Origin of the sequence: Nonomuraea sp. NPDC000554 (genome assembly GCF_040300065.1) — a bacterium.
Lineage (GTDB): Bacteria > Actinomycetota > Actinomycetes > Streptosporangiales > Streptosporangiaceae > Nonomuraea.
The window spans coordinates 40,314-60,246 of sequence record NZ_JBEPDC010000034.1 but is presented as its reverse complement, the minus strand read 5'-3'; the positions used below and the strand labels follow the sequence as shown (position 1 = coordinate 60,246).

Here is a 19,933-nt window from a genome sequence, read left to right as displayed (position 1 = left end):
GGAGCGGATCACGCCGGGCGAGCACGTCCCCCTGGACGATCTCCAGCGCGAACCCGAGGTGCGGCCGATCACACCCCTCGCCGCCAGGCCCGCGTCCGGATGACCCAGACCGCCGCCCCCACCGCGAAGACCGCCGCCCCCGCGACCACCGACTCCAGCGGCAGCGTCGCGGCGAGCACCAGGCACAGGACGAGGCCGAGCACCGGGATCACCCTCGGCGGCGCCCCTTCCGCGCGGCTCAGCGTGAGCGCGGAGGCGTTGGCCACCGCGTAGTACCCGAGCACGCCGAACGACGAGAAGCCGATCGCCCCTCGCAGGTCGGCCGCCAGCAGCAGGATGACCACCGCGACTCCCACGGCCACCTCGGCCCTGCGCGGGGTCCGCCCCGCCGCCAGGACGGCGGGCAGATCGTGGTTGCGGGCCATGGCGAGGACCGTGCGGGAGACGCCGAGCACCAGGGCGAGCAGCGCTCCCAGGGCCGCGACCGCCGCACCGACCCCCACCACCGGCCGCAGCCGGCCCGCGCCGGACGCGCCGACCACGTCCGCGAGCGGCGCCTCGGACGCGCCGAGCCCCGCGGCCCCGAGCGTGCGCAGCGCGGCCAGGGCGACCAGCACGTAGACGACGAGCGTGACGCCGAGGGCGAGGCCGATGGCGCGCGGGATGGTCCGGGACGGGTCGCGCACCTCCTCCCCCAGGGTGGCGATCCTGGCGTATCCGGCGAAGGCGAAGAACAGCAGCCCGGCCGCCTGGAGCACGCCCCACACGTCGTGGCCGCCGAACGCTTGCTGGTCGCCGATCGGCGACGGTGTGTGCGGGGTGCCGAGCAGCCCGGCGGCGACGACCGCGGCGAGGACGGCCAGCACGAACGCCACCATCACCCTGGCCGCCATGGCGGACCGTCGCACGCCGTACAGGTTGAGCACGGTCACCCCGACCACGGCGGCGATGGCGAGCGGCCTGGCCAGCGCGGGGGCGACGTACGCGGCGAAGGTGAGCGCCATCGCCGCGCAGGAGGCGGTCTTGCCGACGGTGAAGCCCCACCCGGCGAGGTACCCCCAGAGCGGCCCGAGCCGCCGCCTGCCGTACACGTACGTGCCGCCGGACTCGGGGTACAGCGCGGCGAGCCGGGCGGAGGACGTGGCGTTGCAGTACGCGACGACGGCCGCGAGCGCGAGCGCGGCGAGCAGCCACGGCCCTGCCGCCGAGGCCGCGGGGGCGAACGCCGAGAACACCCCCGCCCCGATCATGGCGCTCAGCCCGACGGCCACCGCGTCGGAGGTGCCCAGCCGTCGCGCCAGCCCCTCACCCACCCGCCCCTCCTTCGGCTCTCAGGCAGGATAAGGGTGCACCCCGGGCGCCTCACCCAGCGCCCGGCCCGCCCCGGCGCGCAGCCCGGCCCGGCGGGCGGTTAGTGACTCGCCTCCGGGCCCGGCACGACGAGCACGGGCCGGTGCGCGTGGTGCAGGACCCGGTCGGACGTGCTGCCGAGCAGCAGCGAGCGCACCCCGCCGAGCCCTCGCGTGCCCGTCACGATGAGGGTCGCGTCGATCTCCGCGGCGACATCCACGATGGTGGACCAGACGGCGATCGAGTCGAGCTCGACCCGGGGTGTCGCGTCCAGCCCGGCCTGCGCGGCCAGTTCGGCCCCCTGATGGGCCAGTTCCCGCATCGCGTCGCCGATGGCCTGGTCGTCGGCGGCGGTCGCGTCGAACGTCATCGCGAGCCCCGCCGACGCGCGGGCCGAGGTCATCGCCAGCCGCTCCCACACGGTCAGCACGACGGCGGGCTGCCCCTTGAACAGCGTGCCGGCGAAGGTGATCGCGGCCTTGGCGTCGTCGGAACCGTCGTACGCCACCAGGATCGTCATCTCACGCACTCCTCAGTCTCGGTCGGTTTTCTGCCCTCCTTCCACCAGTGCGCCGTTTCACGCCTGACGGGCGGGTAGCCGGAGGTCATGACCGTGACGAAGTTCCAGGACCTGCCCCTGGCCGACCGTGACCGCGAGTGGGACGCCGACGCGGCGGAGAAGCGGGTACGCGAGTGGGCCGGTGGGCCTGGACCGACGTACCGTCAGGCGTTCGTCTGGTACGACGCCGACAACGCCGACGAGCTGGGCGCGTACAAGCTGCCGATCGCCGACGTCGTGGACGGTGAGCTGGAGGCGGTCCCCCGGGCGGTGTTCGCCGCGGCCGCCGTCGTGGAGGGCGCCAGGGGCGGGGTCAAGGTGCCCGAGGAGGACGTCGGCCCGATCAAGCGGCATCTGGCCACGTACTACGCCAAGATCGGCGAAACGCCACCCTGGGAGCATTGAGGGGCGGGCCGGAGCCTCGACATCCCGGCGAGCGCGAGCACGCCCAGCTCGGTGACGACCACGACCCGCTGGATGAGACCGGCGGGGATGTCGTCGTTGCTGAGCGGGATGCCGAACATCCGCACCACGTACGGGACCACGACGAGCACCAGCGTGCCGAGCGCGACCACGCTCAGCACCCGCATCGCCCTGGCGTAACGCACCTGCGCCCTGGCCAGCAGCAGGCCGGCGAGCGGCATCACCAGGAAGGCGGCGAACGCGGCGTAGCGGTGGATGCCGCCCGACAGCGAGAGCGGGACGCCCGGCCGGTCGGTGGGGAAGGCGCCGATCAGGAACATGCTCGCGCCCCACGCCAGCAACAGCAGGAACACCCAGCGCCCGGCGCCCGACCTGCGCAGCGCCTCGGCGATGAACGCGGACCCGATGGCGAACGAGGTCAGCGCGGTGGGAAGCAGCCAGCCGGAGGACTGGAACGCGTACTCGCTGATCACGCTGTGCAACGGGTCGAGCCCCGCGCTGGCGTGCAGGGTGAGCATGGCGCCGGTGCCGGTGCCGATGGACGCGAATCCGCTGGTGAGCAATCCCTTCATGGGTTAAAGCTCGCGTAAGGCGGGCTTTGCGAACATCGGAGATCAACCCCAAGCAGCCCTGAGCAACCCCCTACTACCTTGGGGGTAGACCCCGGAGAAATTCCCGGCTGACCTGCGCGGAGACGACCCTGGGTAGTGTCTGCCCCCTCAGGGTCGGCGGTGCCCGCACCACCGGATTTGACTTGGAGTGCACTCTAAGGGCGACTCTGGAGACATGACGATCCAGGAAGCCGCGCAGCGGTCGGGGCTCACCGCTCACACGCTGCGTTACTACGAGCGCATCGGGCTCATTCCCTCGGTCGGCCGCAACGTCAGCGGGCACCGCGACTACGTCGAGCGGGACCTGGAATGGCTGCGGTTCCTCACCAAGCTCCGCACCACCGGCATGCCCATCGCCGACATGTGCCGCTACACGGACCTGAGCCGGCAGGGGCCGCACACCGCGCCCGAGCGGAAGGCGATGCTGGAGCGGCACCGCGAGCGCGTCGAGGCCAGGATCGCCGAACTCACCCAGGACCTCTCCGTCCTGAACCACAAGATCGACTCATATGGAGGGCACGCGTGAAGACGCGCACTCTTGGTAACGGCGGCCCGCAGGTCTCGGCGCTGGGCCTGGGCTGCATGGGCATGTCCGAGTTCTACGGCCAGGGCGACGAGCAGGAGTCCATCGCCGTCATCCACCGGGCGCTCGAGCTGGGGGTGAACTTCCTCGACACGGCCGACATGTACGGCAGAGGGCACAACGAGCAGCTCGTCGGCCGGGCCATCAAGGGCCGCAGGGACGAGGTCGTGCTGGCCACCAAGTTCGCCGTCAAGCGCGACGGCGACACCCGCACGGTGGAGAACAGCCCCGAGTACATCAGGGCGGCCTGCGACGCCTCGCTCCAGCGGCTCGGCGTCGACCACATCGACCTGTACTACATGCACCGCCGCAACCCCGACGTGCCGATCGAGGAGTCGGTCGGCGCGATGGCCGAGCTGGTGCGGCAGGGCAAGGTCCGGCATCTCGGCCTGTCGGAGGTGAGCGCCGAGACGCTGCGCAAGGCCAACCAGGTCCACCAGATCGCCGCGCTGCAGAGCGAGTACTCGCTGTTCACCAGGGGTCTGGAGGTGGAGATCCTGCCTGCCGCCCGCGAGGTGGGCACCGCGCTGGTGGCGTACTCGCCGATCAGCCGCGGCTTCCTGACCGGCGCCCTGCCGCCCGCCGACCAGCTGCCCGACGACGACTTCCGCAAGTGGTTCCCGCGCAACGTGGGCGAGAACGCCGCGCACAACGCCGCCCTGGCGGCCGAGGTACGGAAGATCGCCGACGCGGCCGGGATCACCGCCGCGCAGCTGTCGCTGGCCTGGCTGCTGGCCCAGGGCGACGACGTCACCCCCATCCCCGGCACCAAGCGGCTGAAGTACCTGGAGGAGAACGCCGCCGCCGCCGACGTCATCCTCACCGCGGAGCAGCTCGCCGAGCTGGCGCGGACGGTTCCTGCGGACGCGGTCCGCGGCGAGCGTTACCCGGACATGACGCACATCGAGAACTGACCCCCAACGGGTCAGGGCAGGTCGAAGTAGACGCGGATCACGGTGCCGCCCTGGCGGGTGTGGACGCGTACCAGGTCGCTGAGCAGGTTCACGATGAGCAGCCCGCGCGAGCCCGCCATGCGCGGGTCGACCGGGCTGCGGCCCGCCAGCGGGTCGGTGATGTGGCCCGTGTCGCTGACCTCGCACACCAGGCGTCCGTCCGCGGACCAGGACCTGAACAGGCCCGACCCGCCACCGTGGTCAAGGCTGTTGGCGCCGAGCTCGGCGACCGCGAGCCTGATGTCGTCGAGCCTGGCCCCGGCGAACCCCGCCGCGGCGGCCTGGGCGGCGGCGAGCCCGCGCACGTCGGACAGGTTGGTGCGGTCGAAGCGGAGCTCGGCGGCTCTGGTCACGCGGGCGTCGGGCTCCGCGAGCGGCCGGTTGTAGCCGTCGACGACGTCCTGCGGGGCGTACCGGTCGCTGCGCCGCTCGCCGTCGGCGTCGCGGAGCACGGGGTGGGTGACCTCGGCGTCCTCCAGCACCGCCGGGTCCAGCCCTGCCAGGTCGTACGGGCACAGGATGGTGACGTGGCGGCCGGCGAACGCGTAGTTGATCAGCGCCTCGTGCTGGGCGCAGGCGGGATACTCGGTCGCGGTGCGTCCGGGCCAGATCGGCTCGCCGATGATGCGGACGTGGTCGTCGGGGTGGCGGTCGGCGAAGTCGCGCAGCACGGCGGGGATGATCCGGCCGGGGTTGCGGCCCGCCTTGGTCATGTCGAGCAGGAGCACCTTGTCGGCTTCCGCGCCGAGTTCGGCGCGGATCAGCGCGAGGTTCCGTCCGGGCACCGACACCGCCACCGGCTCGCCCGCGGCCAGCCCCTCACGGACGAAAGCCGTGGTGGCAGCCGCGTACTCCCGGTCGCCCCGATAGAAGAGGGCCGGGTGGACGAACGGTTCAGCCGACATCAGTGCACACGCTACCCGGAGGTGTGGACTTCATGGCCAGCTGTTGAACATTCAGGGGTTGAGCTGGGGTTTCGGGTCGCCGGTCACCCTGGCGAGCCGTTCGCGAGGCGCAGGTTCACCCACTGGTGGAAGGCCGAGATGTGGTGCTCGCTCGGCACCAGCACGCCGCCCGCCAGGTAGGCCCGTGACGACATGCCGGGCTGGGTCCGTTCGCAGGCGTCGAAGTCCTGCTCGTTGACGCGGTGGAACAGCTCGACCGACAGCGACAGGTCGGCGCCGGAGGCCACCACGTCGGGGTGGTAGAGCCAGTCGCACTCCACGACCGTGCGGTCGGCGGCCAGCGGGAACATCCGGTGCACGATCACGTGGTCGGGCACCAGGTTGACGAAGACCTGCGGCTTCACGGTGATCGCGTAGTAGCGGCGGTCCTGCTCGCGCGAGACGTCCGGCAGCTTGCCGAAGCCGGGGCTGCCGTCGACGGTGAACCCCTCGACGCGCGCGGCGAACTCGGCGCCGTGGCCCACGTAGTACTGCGCCGCGTAGCCGCCCGCGAACTCGGGCAGGACGGCGGTCAGCTCAGGGTGGATCGTGGCGCAGTGATAGCACTCCATGAAGTTCTCGACGATGAGCTTCCAGTTGGCTCTGACGTCGTAGCGCACGCGGCGGCCGAGGGCCAGCTTGTCGACGTGGTAGTGCTCGATCGCGGCGGGGTCGCCGAGCCGCTCGGTGGCGGCGGCGGTCACGGTCTCCTCGAACGAGGGCGGCTCGTCCGCCAGGCAGACCCAGGCGTAGCCGAGCCATTCGCGCAGGTTCACGGGGATCAGCCCGTAGGCGACGCGGTCGATGTCGGGCATCTTCGCCAGGTTCGGCGCGGCTGCCAGCCTGCCGTCGAGGTCGTAGGACCAGGCGTGGTAGGCGCACCTGATCGTCCGTTTGACCTCGCCGTGCTCCTCCACGCAGAGGCGGGCGCCGCGATGCCTGCAGACGTTGAGGAAGGCGCGTAAGCCTCCGTCGCGGCCCCTGACGACGATCACGCTCTCCCTGCCGACCTGGACGGTCTTGAAGGCGCCCGGCTTGCCGAGTTCGTCGGACCTGACCGCGCAGAACCACAGGCTCTCGAAGATCTTGGCTTGCTCCTCGGCGAACACCTCGGGGTCGGTGTACGAGCGGCCGTGAAGCGTGGAGATCAAGCTGGTCAACCGACACCCCTTGTTGCGCATTACGCACCGAGTTGCCCTATATGCGACATGGTCAGGCGGGCCTATGGGGCTGTCAAGAGGGAGCTGCCGGCCCGGCGCGGCCATCAGGTGAACGCGCTGGTCACGAGCCGGTCGGGAGACCAGGCGGGCAGGGATCCGGCCGCGGCCGAGATCGTCCGGGATCTACCGCACGGCTTTACGCACGCCTGACACCAGTGATGTTAGTGAGGTGCAAGTGACGGTCAAGGATTGGTCCATACTGTCTCCTTCGTAATAAAACCAACGAAGGGCACAACCTCATGACACCCCCTCGTCGTCGCATCGCCATCGCGGTCGCGACGCTCACCCTTGCCGGCCTCACCACCGCCTGTGGCGCGATCGGCAACGCGGTTGACTGCAACAAGGTCGGCAGCGAAGTCACGACGATCATGACTGACTTCAACGGCTCCATGTCCAAGGTTGCCACCGACCCCAAGGCCTTGGAAACCGCTGGTGACGAGGCCGCGGCCAAGGTCAAGGAGCTTGCCAAGGGCTACGACGGCGAACTCGCCGCGGCCCTCGACGACCTGGCGACCGGGCTCGACGGAATCAAGATCGACGCCAAGGACCCCAGCGCCACCCTGGACTCCGTCCAGAAGATGCAGGGCTTCATCACGAAGATCGAGAGCGCCTGCAAGTGATGACTTCCCCGGCCGCCGTGCCGCCTGTGGGGGGCAGGTCGGCGCGGCGGCCGGGGTGATCCACACAAAACGGGTCTACCCTTGTCGCCCGTGACGGGCGACACGCTGGCGGCGGAGTCCGGGGCACCCGCCGCCACCTCCACCCCCCGCTGGCTGGCCTTCGGCGGGCATCGGCTCAGGCTGGGCGTGATGTGCGTGCTCGCCGCCACCGCCTACGCCGTCATCGGCCTGGTCAAGCTGGCGACCTTCCGCGCCACCACCTTCGACCTGGTGATCGTGGACCAGGCGGTGCGCAACTACGCGCACTTCCGCCCGCCCCACATCCCCGTCGTCGGGGCCTTCCACGGCCGGGGGCTCGACTACCTGCAGATCGTCGACCACTTCTCCCCCATCTACGCGCTGCTCGCGCCGTTCTACTGGATCCACGACGGGCCCGGGTCGCTGATCGTCGCGCAGGCGCTGCTGTTCGCCGCCGCGATCCCGTTCGTCTGGCTGTTCACCCGGCGCGTGCTCGGCACCGCCCCGGCCTACCTGGTGAGCGTGGCGTACGCGCTGTCGTGGCCCGTCGCGCAGGCGATCGCGTTCGACGCGCACGAGGTGATGTTCGTCCCGCTGCTCACCGCCGTCATGATCGAGCGGTACCACGCGGGCAAGGCGCTGCCGGCGTTCGCGGCGATGTTCGCACTTGTCCTCGTCAAAGAGGACATGGGGCTCATGGTGCTCGGATTCGGGCTCTACCTGTTCGTCACCGGCGACCGGTTCAGCGGACTGTGCAGCGCGGGCATCGGCGTCGGGGCCGTGATGCTCACCAGGGGCGCGCTGATCCCCATGCTCGGCGGCGACACCGGCGACTTCTGGGCCTACGGCCACCTCGGGCCCGACGCGCCCAGCGCCATCCTGGCGATGCTGCGCGACCCGCTCTCCACGCTGCTGCTGCCGTTCAGCGACGAGGCCAAGGTCGACACGCTGTTCCTGCTGGCCTGGCCGACGCTGCTGCTCTGCCTGCTGTCGCCGCTGTCGCTCGTCGCGCTGCCGCACGTCCTCGAGCGCATGCTGTCCGACCGCGCGCTGTGGTGGCAGGCGGACTTCCAGTACAGCGCGTTCACCGTGGTGATCCTCTTCCTGGCGGGCGTCGACGGGCTGTCCAGGCTGCTGCGCTGGGCCGGACGTCCCGGCGACCGGCGGCTCGGCCTCGCCTGGGCGACGGCCGTGTGCGCCGTCGCCGTCACGCTCGTGCCGCGCTTCGCCCTGGACCAGCTCTACCACCCGAGCTTCTACCAGGCCGACCAGGTCAAGACCGCCGCAGCCCGCGCGGCGGCGGCGCGTGTGCCGTCGGGCGTCCAGGTGGAGGCGGTCAACTCGCTCGGCCCCGCGCTCACCTCGCGCACCACCGTCCTGCTCTGGACCGCCGAGTCGCACGGCTCGCCGTGGGTGGTGGCCGACACGTCCCGCTGGGAGTTCCCCTTCGGCTCCGCCGAGGACCAGGCCGCGCAGGTCGGCAAGCTGCTGTCGGAGGGCTACAGCAAGGTCTTCGAGCAGGACGGGTACGTCGTGCTGCGGAAAACCTGAGAACCGGTGTTCAGCGCGATGGGGACGACGGTCGCGGACGTGCCTCGCGGGCGCGGGCGTACGCGGTGTCGAAACCCGACAGGACCGTGGGCCAGGAGCCCGCGGTCGGCGGGTTGGCGCGGTTGTGCGCGATAATCGACGCCCGCAGCGCGGTGTCGGTGCACAGGCGGCTGACCGCCGCCGCCAGGCCGGGCAGGTCGCGGCCCAGCAGACCCTCCGTGCCGTGCCTGACGAAGTCCGCGACGCCGCTCTGGGCGCGGGCCACCACCGGCAGACCCGCCGCCCTGGCCTCCAGGGCGGCGATGCCGAACGACTCGCGCGGCGCCGGTGCCACGAACACGTCGGACGACTCCAGGACCTTGGCGATCTGCTCGCGGCTGTACCGGCCGGGCAGCGAGACCCACCCGGTCATGGCGTGCTTGGCCAGGTAACGTTCCATCGAACCGCGGGCGGGCCCGTCGCCGATCACCGTCGCCCGCAGCGGGATCGAGGCCGGGACGCGGGCGCGCACCTCCCGCAACAGCCGGAGCAGCCGCACGGGCTGCTTGCGCGGCGCCAGCCGTCCGACCGCGACGATGTGCACCTCGCCACGCGGCTCCCCGGCGACCTGCGGCCCACCACCCGGATCCGTGACGTGGTCGTCGTGCGGACGCCAGCCCGTGAGGTCGAGGCCGTTGGACACCACGTGGACGGGCACCCCGCGGCCGGCGACCGCGCGGATCGGCGCCGCCGCCGCGTTGCTGACCGTCGTGCCCACCAGCCCCCAGCGGTGCCAGCCCGTCGCCAGCCGCAGCAGCCGGTACAGGCCGCGGGTGACCGGGTCCCACATGCTGTGGACGGTCACCACCACCGGCAGCCTGGCCCGGACGGCGGCGCGCACCCCCATCCAGGCGAACGGCGAGACCGCGCCCGCGTGGACGTGCACCACGTCGGGCCGCGACGCGACCATCCGGCGCGTGAGATGCCCGACCCCGAACGGGTGTACCGGCAGGTCGAAGGGCATCCTGGCGACGATCCTGTGCACCCCGGGCAGCGGCTCGCCTCTGGTGGCCGTCGCGACCTCGACGTCGTGCCCGGCCTCGCGTTGAGTCCGGACGAGGTCGGCGACCTGGACCTCGATCCCCCCGAGTCGCGGCAGGTAACAGTCACTCACGTGAAAGATCCGCACCCCTCCCAGACTAATCTGGGCGTGTGCCTCCACGTACCGCTGTGTTCTTCCACGCCCACCCCGACGACGAGGCCCTGCTGACGGCGGGCACGATGGCGATGCTCGCGGCCGAGGGGCACCGTGTGGTGCTCGTGGTGGCCACGGCGGGCGAGCGCGGGCTGGCCGAGATGGAGCCGGGCGACGAGCTCGGCGAGACCAGGCTCGAGGAGCTGTACGCGTCGGCCGCGCTGCTCGGCTGCGCCCGGGTGGAGTGCCTCGGGTACGGCGACTCGGGGCTGAGCCCGAAGGGCGGCATCGCCGAGGAGCGTCCCGACAACGCCTTCATCGACGCCGACTCGGAGGAGGCCGCGAAGGCGCTGGCCGCGATCCTCGACGAGGAGGGGGCCGACCTGCTGTCCATCTACGACCCGGCGGGCGGCTACGGGCATCCCGACCACGTGCAGGTGCACCGGGTGGGCCGGCGGGCGGCGGAGATCGCGGGCACGAAGATCGTCCTGGAGGCGACGGTCAACCGCGACCCGCTGCTCAGGCTGCTGCGGATGGCGGGCAAGGTCTACCGGTTCCCGCCGGAGTTCGACGTGCGGACGTTCGAGAGCGCGTACTCCTCCAGCGAGACCATCACCCACAGGGTGAACGTCAGGAAGTACGCCCGGCAGAAGCGGGCGAGCATGGCCGCGCACGCGTCCCAGGCCACCGGCGGCGACAGCGACCGCACCCTCGCCGTCATGCTGAAGGTTCCGGGCCCGCTGTATCGGCTGGTCTTCGGCACGGAGTGGTTCGTGCGGCGTGACCTGCCGCCGGGCACCCGGCTCAGTCATCCCTTCGACCAGTGGCCAAGATGAGACTCCGGTATGACTCCACGGGTCCGTGAGAGGGGCAGACTGGACCCCGATGAAGAACAAATGGCTCCAGTTCACACTGTCGGCGTTGTCCCTGGCGCTGGCGGTGCTGCTCGTCGTGTACCTGCCGCAGATCGTCCACACGCTCACCGGCAAGCCGGTCTCGTGGCGTGAGATCGGCGCGGTCTTCGGCACGCTGAACGTCGGCATGATCGCGCTGATGACGGCGCTGTGGCTGCTGAGCCTGTTCGCCTACACCTTCGTGCTGACCAACTCGCTGCCCGGCCTGAACAACCTGCAGGCCCTCACGCTCAACGCGGCGGGCAGCGCGGTCAGCAACCTGCTGCCGTTCGGCGGCGCGGCCGGGGTGGCGCTGACCTTCGGGATGACCAGGGGCTGGGGCTTCGCCAACCGCCCGATCGTGGTGATGACGCTGGTCAGCGGTATCTGGAACACGCTGTTCAGGTTCATCCTGCCCGCCGTCGGCATCATCGGGCTGCTCATGGCGGGCGAGGTGCCCAACCCGACCGTCGCCAAGGCGGGCTGGGTCGGCGCCGTCTCCATCCTCGTGCTCTGCGCCGTGGTCGCCGCGGCCCTGTACTGGGACCGCGCCGCCGCCCTGCTGGGCCGCGCGCTCGACTTCCTGGTACGCCTGACCCGGCTGAAGTTCCACGCCTCCGACGCGCTGCACCGGCTGCGCAAGGACACCGCGCAGATCGTCCACACCCGGTGGCTCGGGCTGTCGCTGGCGATGATCTTCTTCCTCGGCTTCCAGTGGGCGATCATGGTCGTCTGCATGTACGCCACCGGCGCCTATCCGGGGCTGGCCCAGTCGGTCGCCGTCTTCGCCCTGTCGCGGGTGCTGACCAGCGCACTGGTCACGCCGAGCGGCGCGGGGATCATGGAGAGCGGTGTGGTGGTGCTGCTGACCGCGTTCGGGGTCGACCCCGCTCCGGCGACCGCGACCGCACTGCTCTTCGGCTTCTGGACTTACACTATCGAGATCCCGTTCGGCGGTCTGGCGCTGGGCGCGTGGGCGCTCCTGCGCAGGCGCAACGGCCGGAGCACCGCCGCGGAGCCCCCGTCCGCGATCTCGAAGGCCCCGCAGTGAGAATCCCAAACAAAACAAAGACCTTGTGCGTGATTCGGAAGCCCGCATAGCGTGGCGGCTGACATGGTGGCGTTCCGGGTTCTGGGGCCAGTCGAGGCGTACGAAGACGACGAACTCGACCTCGGCGGGTTGCGGCAGCGGGCCGTGCTCGCCCGCCTTCTCGTGGCCAGAGGTCAGGTCGTCCCGGTCGACACGCTGCTCTACGACCTGTGGGCAGACGACACGGCCAAGGGCGCGCAGTCCGGTTTGCAGGTCTACATCTCGCGGCTGCGCCGGGTGCTCGAACCCGGCCGCCCGCGGGGCGGGCCCAACCGGCTGCTGGTGACCGTCGCGTCCGGCTACGCGTTGCGGGTGGCGGCCGACCAGGTCGACGCGCTCAGGTTCGAGCAGCTGGTCCGGGCCGCGGGCGAGCACCTCGAAGAGGGCGACCCGCAGTCGGCGCGCGGCCGCCTGGAGAAGGCGCTCGGCCTGTGGCGTGGCACGCCCTACTCCGACTTCGCCGACCAGCCGTGGGCCGAGGCCGAGGTCAACAGGCTGACCGAGCTGCGGCTGGTGGCGCGCGAGCGGCACGCCGACACCGGGCTGCGCCTCGGCATGCACGCCGAGACCGTGCCCGACCTGGAGGCGCTCACCACCGAGCACCCGCTGCGCGAGGAGGGCTGGCGGCTGCTCGCCCTCGGCCTGTACCGCTGCGGCAGGCAGGGCGACGCGCTGGCGGCGCTGCGCAGGGCCAGGGGCATCCTCGCCGACGAGCTGGGCATCGACCCGGGTCCCGCGCTGCGCAAGCTGGAGTCCGACATCCTGGCCCAGGCGCCCGAGCTGGAGCTGGCCACGCCGACGCGTCCCACCAGGCCCGCGCCGGTCTCCGACACCTGGCCGCCGAGGCCGGCCGCGCTGGTCGAGCCGCCGCCGCTGGAGCCCGAGCCGTTCGTCGGGCGCGACGCCGAGCTGGCCAGGCTGACCACGGCCGCCGGCCGCACCGGCCGGTTCGAGGTCGCGATCGTCACGGGCGTCGCCGGAGCGGGCAAGACCATGCTGCTGCGCCAGCTCGACGGCAGGCTCACCGCCGACGGCTGGATCACCGCGTCGGGCGCCTGCCCTGACTCCAGCGCCACCCCACCCGGCTGGGCGTGGGTGGAGATCCTGCGCACGCTGGTCGCCTCCACCGGCGCCGGCGAGTACGCCCAGCTCCTGGCGCCGCTGCTCGACGACGCCGCCCCCGATCCCGACGACGACGAGGTGTCGGGCGGTTTCCGCCTGCACCGTGCGGTCGGCGGCTACCTGGCGGGGGTCGCGCGCCGCGCCCCGATGCTGCTGACGCTCGAAGACCTCCACTGGGCCGACGACCAGACCCTGGCCCTGCTGCGCGCCCTGCCGAGCCTGCTGGCCACCAGCAGGGTGCTGCTCGTGGTCACGTGCCGGGAGAGCGAGCTCGACGACCGCCAGTCCGATGTGCTCGCCGCGCTGGCCAGGCTCGGCCCGGTACGGGTGGGCCTGTCGGGGCTCGACCCGAAGGCCGTGGCCGAGCTCGTCAGGGCGACGTGCGTGCGCGAGATCGACGAGGACGCCGTCAGCTCCATCGTGGAGCGCACCGGCGGCAACCCGTTCTTCGTCCGCGAGACCGTCCGGCTGCTCGACTCCGAGGCCGCCGCCGACCGGGCCAGCGCCGCCGAGGTGCTGTCGCGGGTGCCTTCGGGCGTGCGCGACGTGCTGCGCAGGCGCATCTCGCGGCTGCCTGCCGGGGCCCAGCAGATCCTGCTGCAGGCCGCGGTGATCGGCCGCGACGTGGACGTCGACGTCCTGGTGGACGTGGCAGGCGACGAGGACGCCGTCGTCGAGGCGGTCGAGGCGGCGCTGCTGGCCGGGCTGGTCACCGAGCCGGGGCCGGGGCTGCTCAGGTTCGACCACGACCTGGTGCGCGACACGATCTACTCCGACGCCTCGCGGTTGCGCCGCACCCGGCTGCACGCGGCCGTCGCGGCGGTGATCGAGCGGCGCGCGCCGTCCGATGTGGCGGCGCTCGCCCACCACTACTTCCTCGCCGACGCCGCCGACAAGGCGGTGCACTACGCGGGGCTGGCGGCGGAGCAGGCCGAGCGGCGCTTCGCGCACCGCGAGGCGGCCACGCTGTGGGAGCAGGCCATCGCGGCCTTCGACCGCACGGGCGGCGACACCAAGGAGCGGCTGCAGCTCATGCTGCGCCGGATCAGGGCGCTGGCGCTGTGCGGCGACATGACCGCGGCCCGGCTGCTGCGGCGCGAGGCCATGGACGCCGCGCTGCCGCTGGGCGACCTGGAGATCACCGCGCGGGTGGCGGCGTCGCTGGCCGTCCCGCACAAGGGGATGGCCCGCGACTTCACCCGCACCGCCTGGGAGATCGTCGACGTCACCGAGAAGGCGCTGATCGAGCTGCCCGAAGGGGAGCAGACCCTGCGCGCGAGCCTGCTCACCACGCTCGCGCTGGAGCTGGAGGGCTCCTCCTCGCCCGAGCGAGGCCGCCAGGCGTCGCTGGAGGCGCTGGAGCTGGCCAGGCAGAGCGGCGACCCGACGCTGATCGCGGCGGCGCTGAGCGGGCGGCTGCGGCAGTCCTACGACATCCCGGCGGTCGACACGCGCGAGAGCATCGGGCGCGAGCTGCTGGAGGTGGCCCAGCGGTCCGGGCAGATGGCCACCCAGGCGCTGGCGCACCTGGTGCTGCTGGAGTGCGCTGCGGCGCGCGGCGAGTTCGCGGTGGCCGACGAGCACGCGGCCGCCGCCGATCGGCTGGCCAAGCAGTACGACCTGTCGGCCCCGGCGGCGGTGTGCGCCTGGTACGCCGGGCAGCGGCTGATGATCGTGGGCGACTACGCGGGGGCCGAGCGGGCCTACCGCGAAGCGGCCAGGATGACCGCGCGGGCCGGCATGCTGGAGGGCCGCCAGGACCTCCCGCTGATCACCACGTTCTGCCTGCACCTGGTCGACGGCCGGGCGGCGGAGATGGTCGAGGTGCTGGCCGAGGCCCACCAGCGCGGCGCCAAGTGGACCCTCGACGCGTACGCGCTGGCGCTCGCGTCCTCGGGCCATGTGGCCGACGCCAAGGCGGTCGCCGCGGTGCGCCCGCCGGTGCGCCCCGACTTCCTGTACGAGCTGGCGATGACGTGGCGGGCGCTGGCGGGGATGCTGCTCGACGACCGGGAGCGGATGGTCGACTGCTACGACAAGCTCAAGCCGTTCGCCGACCGTGTGGCGGGCGCGGGCACCGGGGTCGTGGCGCTGTGGCCGGTGGCGCTGACGCTCGGCGACCTCGCGATCAGGCTCGGCCAGCCCGACGCCTCGCGCGCCCACTACGAGAAGGCGCTGGAGGTGGCGGAGCGGGTGGGCGTGCCGCGCTGGGTGGAGGCGGCGCGGCGGTCGGTCAGCAACTCATCCGGAAGCGGTCGCTCCTGATGGTCTTCGCGCCCTCGACGGCCAGGTCGACGCGGTACCAGCCGGGGTCGCCCGTGACATGCTCCTCCCAGTCGACGGTGCGCTCGGTCCCGGCGAAGCCCGCGTGGTGGACCAGGTAGGTGTGCCAGGTGCGGGTGTCGGGGCTCCAGCGGGCCAGCCGCCAGCGGTAGCTGACAGCCTGCTCGGCCTGCTCGTCGCCGACCAGGGCACGGGCGGAGAACGTCCTGACGCAGCCGGAGCCGCCGGGCAGGGCGCTGACAGAGACCTCGCCCGCGGTGGCGGGCCTCTCGGCGGCGATGGGCCGGGTGATGGGGAGTTCGCGAGCCGACAGGTTCACGGTGTGGCCGGCTGGATCGGGGGCGGAGGTGGCGATCCCGTAGGCGGAGAGACCGGTGTACGCGCCGGTGAAGGCGAGAGCCGCCACGAAGAGCTTGGCCGCGTTCGCCGAGCCGGCGGCCAGGACCGTTCCGCTTCTCGTTGCCATGGTCGACACCCCTTATCCCTTAATTCAAAGAAATAACCGACAAGGGTTGAGGGTTGGTTGTCGGTGGGTTGCACGCTGTTGTGAAGTGGCCAGAAACGTGCACGGTGAACTAAGGTAAGGCTGACCTAATGATCGCTTTGGGATGGTGATGACCTGATATGCAGCTGTTGGCGGTCACCATCCCCATCGATCCGGTTGGCCCGCTCTGGCTGGGCGCCGTCCTGCTCGTGGGCCTGTTCGGAGCGTTCCAGGCGTACTACTGGATCGGCCGCAAGCTCGGCGAGAAGCTCTACGACTCGCGCATCGGCACCCGCCTCGGGCGGGAGCGGATCGCGAAGATCGAGCACATCGTCGAGCGCTGGGGGGCCCTCGCTGTCTACGGGTGCTTCTGGGTGCCGATGCTGCGGCACACCCTGCCGTGGGTGGCGGGAGCGTTGCGGGTGTCCTACCCGTGGTACGTCGTGGCCAGCGCGCTGGGCTGTCTGACCTGGGCGCCGATCTGGTGGCTCGGACTGACCGCGCTGGTGTTCGGCTGGTTCGAGCTCGCCGCGCGGTCGCCGATCACGGCCGTGGTCGTGGGGGTCGCCGTCGTCTCGGGGGTCGTGGCGTTCTTCGCCTGGCGCAGGAAGAAGCGCGCCTCCCAGGCAGCCTGAGGACGTCCGCGCAAGCCTGCCGGCGGCGGGATTTTTCCGGTGAGGGGCCGAGATCGGTCAACCGACCCCTGATCACCTGTCACCATGTTTGGCATGCATACTGGGGGTTTGATCGGCTCCGCGATTCTCGTCGGAGTCATGGGTGTCGGCGTGGCGTCGCCCGCTCAGGCGGCGGATGCTCCGGCCGTGGAAGCCAAGTCCGCCTACGTGATCGACTCGGCCGGAACGATCCACTTCAACAAGCGTGAAACGAGCCGGGTCCCGGTCGCCAGCCTGGTCAAGATCATGACCGCGTACGTGGTGCTGCGCGAGGGCAAGTTGAGCGACACGATCACGATCACGGCGGCCGACGTGCGGCACGCGGTGGGGAGCGGCGCCACCACGGCCAAGCTCAAGAAGGGTGAACGCCTGACGACCAGGGATCTGCTGTACGGATTGATGCTGCCGTCAGGGGCCGACGCCGCCAGCGCGCTGGCTCGCAGATACGGCCCCGGCAACGACGCCTTCGTGGCCAAGATGAACGCCGCCGCCCAGCGGCTCGGCCTGTCGGACACCCGCTACACCAACCCCGACGGGCTGCCCACTCCCGGCAAGGGCGGCTACTCGACGGCCGTCGACCAGGCCAAGCTGACCAAGGTGGCGCTCGCCGACTCGACGTTCAGGACGGTGGTCTCGCGGGAGGTCCAGAAGATCCCGAAGACGGCCCTCCACCGGGCGCACACCTGGCACAACACCAACAAACTGCTGGAGAGCGCGTCCGGGATCATCGGCGTGAAGACCGGCTACACGAACGCGGCGGGCTTCTGCCTGGTGTTCGCGGGCGAGCGGAGCGGCAGGGTGGTGATCGGGGTCCTGCTCGGCGACAAGGACGCCCGCCGCTTCAGCACGGCCGAGAAGCTCCTCGACTACGCGGAGACCCAGATCTCGGGCGGCTGAACCGGCGACGGGCGGCTCAGGGCCCGCAGCTGGGAACGGGGTCGAGCCGGTCGGCGGTCCAGCGGAGCCGGTACGCCAGGCGCGCCCGCACCCGGGTCCGTTCGCGTGACGGGACGACGGGGGCGCCCGGCAGGGCCTCGTGGAGCGTGTTCGTGTAACCCATCGCGGTCTGGTGAGCGAGCACTTGCATGGCTTCCACGCTTCCTCCTTAATCAATTAAGACCTTAATCGATTAAGAACGTCGTCGGCAAGGCCCGAGGGGTCAGTGGGTGGGCGCGACATGCGTCCACCAAGGCCGAGAGGGCCTGCGGAGTGGGTGCGGCGTGCGTCGGCGGCGCCTGGAGAAGGCCGGCGGGGTGGGCGCCGGGTACGTCGGGAAGGGCGGCGTGAGCCGGCCACCGCCGTGATCAGTGAGCGGCTGTCGCCGCAGCGGAGGAAAGGACTAGGTCGCCGTCAGCCCCTGATGGCGGACCAGGAGAGCCCGTACGGCGGTGCGGATCGACTCACCCGGGGACTCGGGGACGCCGGTGGTCAGAGCGGTGAACAGGATGCCCAGCACGCTCATCTCCAGCAGCATGGCGTCGTCCTGGCTGATCTCGATTCCGGCGGCACGGCATTGGCGGACAAGGAGATCAGCACGGCCGCGTAGGGCGTCGGACAGCATGTGCCGCAGGCGGGGATTTCGGGTGCTCTCCAGATGCAGCTCGAACAGGGCCAGCGGATCGTGCCGGCCGTCGGTCAGCATCGTCGTCAGGACGGCGACCAGCGCTTCCTCCAGGTCGGCAGGCGAGATCGGCCGGACGGTGTAGGCGTCGACGCGTTCGCCGAGCCGGTGGGTGATCCGCTCGATGACCCCGTTGAGCAGTGCGTCGCGGGTGCGGAAGTAGCGCGAGGTGGTGCCGGCCGGCACGGCGGCGACGGTGTCGACGGCCCGATGGGTCAGTCCGCGTGACCCCTGCTCGGCCAGCACGGCGATGGCCGCGTCTGCAAGGTGGTCGCGGCGCTGCGGGTTAGGCGGTGGCACGGTGCTCTTTCAGGTCGGCGTGGTCGGCAGGGCCACACCATTTCACCAGAGCCGCCTCGATGCCGTCGCGATCACCGGCCCAGGCCACGTAGCCGTCCGGGCGGATCAACGTCGCCTCAGGCCCGGTGCCACGAAGGGGGCCGGCCTGCCGTACGCGATCGCGCCAAGGGGTCGGCACGCCCTCGTCCGACAGCAGGACGAATGTGCCCGCGCGCAGCACCTCGTACAGGCGGCCCGCATCTGTCGGGCCGTCGGCGGCGCGGCGCCCGGCCAGCGGGTGGGCGTCCGGCTCGCCGGGCGGATAGGCGAACTCCAGGCCGGACAGTCTTCCGAGGACGCGTCGGCGGCCGGGGCCGGTGTGCAGCAGGGCCGCCATGAGCCGCCGGTTGATCTCCAGGCGCACTCGTGATCCGCTCAGCACCAGCCCGGTGAGGTGGTCGGTCATGGCCAGGACGGCGGAGCCGACGGGGTGCCGCTCGGCGTGGTAGGTGTCGAGCAGCCAGGGCGGGGCCCAGCCGTGCAGGTCGGCGGCGAGCTTCCAGCCCAGGTTGACGGCGTCCTGGATGCCGGTGTTCATTCCCTGGCCGCCGATGGGCGAGTTCACGTGGGCGGCGTCCCCGATCAGGAAGACCCGCCCTGATCGGTAACTGCGTGCCTGCCGGCGCTCGGCGGTGAAGCGGGAGAACCAGCGTGGCTCGCTCATGTCATAGTCGGTGCCGGCGATGACCCGAAACGCCTCGCGGATCTGGGTGAAACCCGGGTTGTCCTGCTCCTCACGCAGCCACGCGCCGACCCGGAACCAGCCGTCGCCGAACGGGAGGGTCACCACCACGCCCTCCGTGCCGACCTGCGTGATGGGCGGCGGCTCGGAGGTGGGGATGCGGACGTCGGCCAGCAGCATGGGCAGGCTGTAGGCCGCGCCGGCGAAGCCCACGTGCACCAGGTCGCGGACGGTGCTGTGGGCACCGTCGGCGCCGATGACGTACCTGGCGTCCAGCTCTGCTCCGTCCTCGAGCGTCAGCCGTACGGACTCGGTGTCCTGGGCCAGTCCGACGACGTTGGCGTTGCGGCGGATCTCCACGCCGAGTTCGGCGGCGCGCCGCCGAAGGAGCTTCTCGGTGCCGTTCTGGGGCACGAGCAGCAGCATCGGATACCGCGTGTCGAGGCGGCCGAAGTCCACCCGTGAAGCGTAGGCGGGGTACACCGTCCTGAGCGGGTTGCCGCGCGCCACCAGTTCGTCGCCCATGCCCCGGGCGTCGAGCAGTTCCAGGGCCCGGGCGTGCAGGCCGAACGCCCGGGTGACGTTGGACTCGCTGCCGCGCTTGTCCACGATCGTGCAAGACACGCCCCCCAGGGCCAGCTCGCAGGCGGCCATCAGACCGGTGGGCCCGGCTCCCACGATGACGACGTCGTTCATGACACCCTCCGTTCGCTACATATGTATCGCTACATTTATAGCG

The 19,933-nt window shown here is 71.5% G+C and carries 20 protein-coding genes; 10 read left to right on the top strand and 10 right to left on the bottom strand.

What is annotated here, in order from left to right; all coding sequences use genetic code 11:
- Positions 1-68 precede the first annotated feature (68 nt).
- Positions 69-1,313 (bottom strand): APC family permease, encoded by a 1,245-nt coding sequence (locus ABT294_RS42825; protein ID WP_350812210.1) that lies wholly within the window; start codon positions 1,311-1,313, stop codon positions 69-71.
- A 98-nt stretch (positions 1,314-1,411) separates the two neighbouring features.
- The gene (locus ABT294_RS42820; RefSeq protein WP_350812209.1) at positions 1,412-1,870 is read right to left on the bottom strand and encodes a universal stress protein; all 459 of its coding nucleotides are present in this window, start codon (positions 1,868-1,870) and stop codon (positions 1,412-1,414) included.
- 87 nt (positions 1,871-1,957) lie between these two features.
- Between ABT294_RS42820 and ABT294_RS42815 the strand changes: the two genes are divergently transcribed.
- Positions 1,958-2,314 (top strand): hypothetical protein, encoded by a 357-nt coding sequence (locus ABT294_RS42815; protein WP_350812208.1) that lies wholly within the window; start codon positions 1,958-1,960, stop codon positions 2,312-2,314.
- Here ABT294_RS42815 and ABT294_RS42810 read toward each other — a convergent pair.
- A complete protein-coding gene (locus tag ABT294_RS42810) occupies positions 2,275-2,904 on the bottom strand; it encodes a DUF998 domain-containing protein (RefSeq protein ID WP_350812207.1) in 630 nt (209 codons plus the stop codon). The two genes, ABT294_RS42815 and ABT294_RS42810, sit on opposite strands and share 40 nt — an antisense overlap.
- Before the next feature lie 214 nt (positions 2,905-3,118).
- Here ABT294_RS42810 and ABT294_RS42805 point away from each other — a divergent pair, with 214 nt between their 5' ends.
- Together ABT294_RS42805 and ABT294_RS42800 are read left to right on the top strand one after the other, a co-directional pair.
- Positions 3,119-3,469, top strand: coding sequence for a MerR family transcriptional regulator (locus ABT294_RS42805; protein ID WP_350812206.1), 351 nt, complete (start codon positions 3,119-3,121; stop codon positions 3,467-3,469).
- Positions 3,466-4,440, top strand: coding sequence for an aldo/keto reductase (locus tag ABT294_RS42800; RefSeq protein WP_350812205.1), 975 nt, complete (start codon positions 3,466-3,468; stop codon positions 4,438-4,440). Before ABT294_RS42805 ends, ABT294_RS42800 begins: the two co-directional genes overlap by 4 nt.
- 11 nt (positions 4,441-4,451) lie before the next feature.
- Here ABT294_RS42800 and ABT294_RS42795 read toward each other — a convergent pair whose 3' ends face one another.
- Both ABT294_RS42795 and ABT294_RS42790 read right to left on the bottom strand, forming a co-directional pair.
- Positions 4,452-5,384 carry an anti-sigma factor RsbA family regulatory protein gene (locus ABT294_RS42795; RefSeq protein ID WP_350812204.1) on the bottom strand — a complete coding sequence of 311 codons (933 nt, stop codon included), beginning with the start codon at positions 5,382-5,384 and terminating at the stop codon, positions 4,452-4,454.
- A gap of 83 nt (positions 5,385-5,467) precedes the next feature.
- On the bottom strand, positions 5,468-6,604 hold the full coding sequence (locus ABT294_RS42790) for an aromatic ring-hydroxylating oxygenase subunit alpha (protein ID WP_502912215.1): 1,137 nt from the start codon (positions 6,602-6,604) through the stop codon (positions 5,468-5,470).
- Positions 6,605-6,882: 278 nt separating this feature from the next.
- On the opposite strand from ABT294_RS42790, the gene ABT294_RS42785 reads away from it, so the two are divergent.
- Both ABT294_RS42785 and ABT294_RS42780 read left to right on the top strand, forming a co-directional pair.
- Positions 6,883-7,263, top strand: a complete 381-nt coding sequence (locus ABT294_RS42785) for a DUF8711 family protein (RefSeq protein WP_350812202.1) — start codon at positions 6,883-6,885, stop codon at positions 7,261-7,263.
- Between the two features lie 90 nt (positions 7,264-7,353).
- A complete protein-coding gene (locus tag ABT294_RS42780; protein ID WP_350812201.1) occupies positions 7,354-8,832 on the top strand; it encodes a DUF2079 domain-containing protein in 1,479 nt (492 codons plus the stop codon).
- A gap of 10 nt (positions 8,833-8,842) precedes the next feature.
- On the opposite strand, the gene ABT294_RS42775 is transcribed toward ABT294_RS42780, so the two are convergent.
- Positions 8,843-9,985 carry a glycosyltransferase family 4 protein gene (locus ABT294_RS42775; protein ID WP_350812200.1) on the bottom strand — a complete coding sequence of 381 codons (1,143 nt, stop codon included), beginning with the start codon at positions 9,983-9,985 and terminating at the stop codon, positions 8,843-8,845.
- A 38-nt stretch (positions 9,986-10,023) separates the two neighbouring features.
- Here ABT294_RS42775 and ABT294_RS42770 point away from each other — a divergent pair, with 38 nt between their 5' ends.
- The 3 genes from ABT294_RS42770 to ABT294_RS42760 all read left to right on the top strand — a co-directional run bounded on the left by ABT294_RS42770 (position 10,024) and on the right by ABT294_RS42760 (position 15,376).
- Positions 10,024-10,842 carry a PIG-L deacetylase family protein gene (locus ABT294_RS42770; protein ID WP_350812199.1) on the top strand — a complete coding sequence of 273 codons (819 nt, stop codon included), beginning with the start codon at positions 10,024-10,026 and terminating at the stop codon, positions 10,840-10,842.
- Between the two features lie 49 nt (positions 10,843-10,891).
- Positions 10,892-11,950: a lysylphosphatidylglycerol synthase transmembrane domain-containing protein gene (locus ABT294_RS42765; RefSeq protein ID WP_350812198.1), complete on the top strand. Its 1,059-nt coding sequence runs from the start codon at positions 10,892-10,894 to the stop codon at positions 11,948-11,950.
- Between the two features lie 63 nt (positions 11,951-12,013).
- Positions 12,014-15,376: an ATP-binding protein gene (locus ABT294_RS42760; protein WP_350812197.1), complete on the top strand. Its 3,363-nt coding sequence runs from the start codon at positions 12,014-12,016 to the stop codon at positions 15,374-15,376.
- On the opposite strand, the gene ABT294_RS42755 is transcribed toward ABT294_RS42760, so the two are convergent.
- On the bottom strand, positions 15,345-15,860 hold the full coding sequence (locus ABT294_RS42755; protein ID WP_350812196.1) for a hypothetical protein: 516 nt from the start codon (positions 15,858-15,860) through the stop codon (positions 15,345-15,347). The genes ABT294_RS42760 and ABT294_RS42755 overlap by 32 nt on opposite strands.
- A 158-nt stretch (positions 15,861-16,018) precedes the next feature.
- Between ABT294_RS42755 and ABT294_RS42750 the strand changes: the two genes are divergently transcribed.
- The gene (locus tag ABT294_RS42750; RefSeq protein WP_350812195.1) at positions 16,019-16,513 is read left to right on the top strand and encodes a DedA family protein; all 495 of its coding nucleotides are present in this window, start codon (positions 16,019-16,021) and stop codon (positions 16,511-16,513) included.
- An 84-nt stretch (positions 16,514-16,597) separates the two neighbouring features.
- Positions 16,598-17,449: a D-alanyl-D-alanine carboxypeptidase family protein gene (locus ABT294_RS42745; protein WP_350812194.1), complete on the top strand. Its 852-nt coding sequence runs from the start codon at positions 16,598-16,600 to the stop codon at positions 17,447-17,449.
- A 16-nt stretch (positions 17,450-17,465) separates the two neighbouring features.
- Here ABT294_RS42745 and ABT294_RS42740 read toward each other — a convergent pair whose 3' ends face one another.
- The 3 genes from ABT294_RS42740 to ABT294_RS42730 form a co-directional block, all read right to left on the bottom strand.
- Complete coding sequence (locus tag ABT294_RS42740) at positions 17,466-17,648, bottom strand: hypothetical protein (RefSeq protein WP_350812193.1); 183 nt, start codon at positions 17,646-17,648, stop codon at positions 17,466-17,468.
- 243 nt (positions 17,649-17,891) lie between these two features.
- Complete coding sequence (locus ABT294_RS42735) at positions 17,892-18,473, bottom strand: TetR/AcrR family transcriptional regulator (RefSeq protein WP_350812192.1); 582 nt, start codon at positions 18,471-18,473, stop codon at positions 17,892-17,894.
- Entirely contained in the window at positions 18,460-19,890 is a 1,431-nt protein-coding gene (locus ABT294_RS42730; RefSeq protein WP_350812191.1) for an FAD-dependent monooxygenase, read from the bottom strand. The genes ABT294_RS42735 and ABT294_RS42730 overlap by 14 nt, the downstream gene beginning before the upstream one ends.
- Positions 19,891-19,933 lie beyond the last annotated feature (43 nt).